Consider the following 2,112-nt stretch of genomic DNA (forward strand, 5'->3'; position numbering starts at 1 on the left):
CTTGGACTCGGCGTCGATGTGGAAGAGCGTGCCGTAGAGGGCGATGCCCTCGGCGGCGCGGAGATCGCCGCCCCGCAGCGCGGCGACGAGGCCGCGGCGGCCATGAGCGTTGCAGCCCGCGCGGATGGCGCCCTCACGCTCGAGGCAGTTCATGGTGGGGGAGGCGTCACAGGTCAGGCGCACGTTCGCGAAGACCACGTCCTTGAACGCGTTCATCAACGCCTCCGCGTCGGCCTTCGGCGCATAGCGAAAGAGCGCGTACTCATGGTCGCCCGTGAGCAACCAGAGGGATGCGTGGCGGATGCCGAGCGGGTGTGCGGGGTCGAGCACCCGCGTACTGGTCGCGTCGAGCGCGAGGTCGGTGGAGCGGCCTACACGCCGTGCGATCTCGTCGACGATGGGGTCGAGGAGGTCCACCAGCCGGCTGACGTTTCGCGCGAGCGTGTTCGCACGCAGCGGCACCCCCTGCTCGTCGGCTCGCCGCTCCATCCGCTCGTACGACACCGCCTCGCCGTAGTGCTCGACCATGGCCTGCACGACGAGGTCGGGCCCGAGCAGGCCGCGCGGGACGATCATGTCCGGGCGCTCCGCGCTCACGATGTACTCCCGACACCCGGGGCACGAGACGGTCTCGATCAGGTCGCGTCGCACGATGAACCGCGCGGGCGAGAGCTCCAGCACCTCGCTCGCGCGAAACGCCACGCGCTCGGCCTCCACGTGGCAGTGCGGGCAGGTGCGCTCGGCGCCCGAGACCAGACACTCGTTCGGCACACGCTCGAGGTGCGCGGGCAGCTCACCGCGGCCGTGCTCGTCGCGCTTCTTGGGCCCGCGCTTCTTGGGCCTCAGCAGCTCGGCAGCCTTGGCTGCTGCGCTGTTCGGCGCGGCCGAGTTCTCGGCGCCGTCTGGCGCCCCGTCGCTCGCCCCCGCTTTGCTCGCCTCGTCGGCTTCGGCGGTGCCGTTCTCGTTCGCCGGCGCCATGGAGAAGAGCAGCTCCTGCTGCAGCCTCCGCGACGTCTCGGATGGTGGCTTCGCGCGTCGCCGCGCCATGTCGCGGCGGACGAGCTCGTGGTTGACGTCGCGCATGCGGGCGAGGAGGTGGATCACGGCGTCCACCATCGGCTCTACCGTGCCCGCCGCCACGGCCTCCACCATGAACTCTCGGACCTTCACGAGGTCCGGCGAGAGGGCGCTGGCGACGGGCGGCACTGTCGTCATCGAGCTTTAGAAACAAGGCTCGTCTGACAAAATTCCCGGCGCCGAGAATCCTCTGCGCTTTTTCAGCCACCAGCCGGCGTCGGCGACCAACGACGTCGCCGCGGCGCCGTCGACACGTCGATGCCCTCCAGCAGCAGGAGCAGCTCCGCGGCCTCCACCTCGACCGGGGCGTGGGGATCCTCCGCATAGCTCAGGCGGTACCGCCCCACCTCCAGACGCTTCGTCACCAGCACGTACCCGTCGCGGTCCCAATACAGCACCCGCACCCGGTCACGCCTCTTCGAGAAGAACACGAACATCGAGCCCGACAACGGGTCCGCACCGAACGCGTGCCGCACCACGTTCGAGAGCCCGTCGATACCCTTGCGCCCGTCCACAGGCACCGTCGCCAGGTAGAGCCGCACCCCCGGTGGCAGCGTCAGCAACGTGACGCCCCGGCGCGCAGGGCGTGCACCACGTCCGCCAGCCGCGCCACCGGGAGATCCTCCCGCACCACCACCGACACCCCAAGGTGCTCCACCCGCAGGGTGCCGATGCTCGTCGCCGACGCCGCCGGCGTCGCGACCCGCACGAACGGCACCGCCGTGCCCCGCGCCTGCGGCGGCTTCGGGGACGGTGTCGACAATGGCGGCGAGCTCGTGTCGACCTGCTGCTTCGACCACCGATGGAGCCGCTGCGCAGACACCCCCTCCTGCGCCGCGAACTCCTTCGCCGTCAGCCCAGACGCGCGCCACCGAGCGACCGCGTCCGCCCCATCCTCCGGCGTCCAACGCCGCCAGCCACCTCGCCCTGAACTACCTCGACCCTGCGAACCTGCTTGCTTTGACATCCGCTGAGGTCAGCCCACCCACAGCCCATCGTCCAGGTCCTTTCAGACGTCGATCACGGAGGGGATAC

General features: G+C 70.4%; 3 protein-coding genes. All 3 read right to left on the reverse strand.

Features of this window, described 5'->3' with window-relative positions; all coding sequences use genetic code 11:
• A partial coding sequence (locus tag H6726_32800; protein MCB9662465.1) for a transposase occupies window positions 1-1,215 on the reverse strand: 1,215 nt, incomplete at its 3' end.
• 62 nt (window positions 1,216-1,277) lie between these two features.
• Complete coding sequence (gene tnpB / locus H6726_32805; GenBank protein ID MCB9662466.1) at window positions 1,278-1,619, reverse strand: IS66 family insertion sequence element accessory protein TnpB; 342 nt, start codon at window positions 1,617-1,619, stop codon at window positions 1,278-1,280.
• 14 nt (window positions 1,620-1,633) lie between these two features.
• Window positions 1,634-2,044 carry a transposase gene (locus H6726_32810; protein MCB9662467.1) on the reverse strand — a complete coding sequence of 137 codons (411 nt, stop codon included), beginning with the start codon at window positions 2,042-2,044 and terminating at the stop codon, window positions 1,634-1,636.
• Window positions 2,045-2,112 lie beyond the last annotated feature (68 nt).

The organism is Sandaracinaceae bacterium, assembly GCA_020633055.1.
Taxonomy (GTDB): domain Bacteria; phylum Myxococcota_A; class Polyangia; order Polyangiales; family Houyiibacteriaceae; genus JADJJE01.

Bases quoted from the DNA above. Each gene is read 5' to 3' on its own strand.
- H6726_32810 (MCB9662467.1), bottom strand. From the start codon at position 2,044: ATGTCAAAGCAAGCAGGTTCGCAGGGTCGAGGTAGTTCAGGGCGAGGT.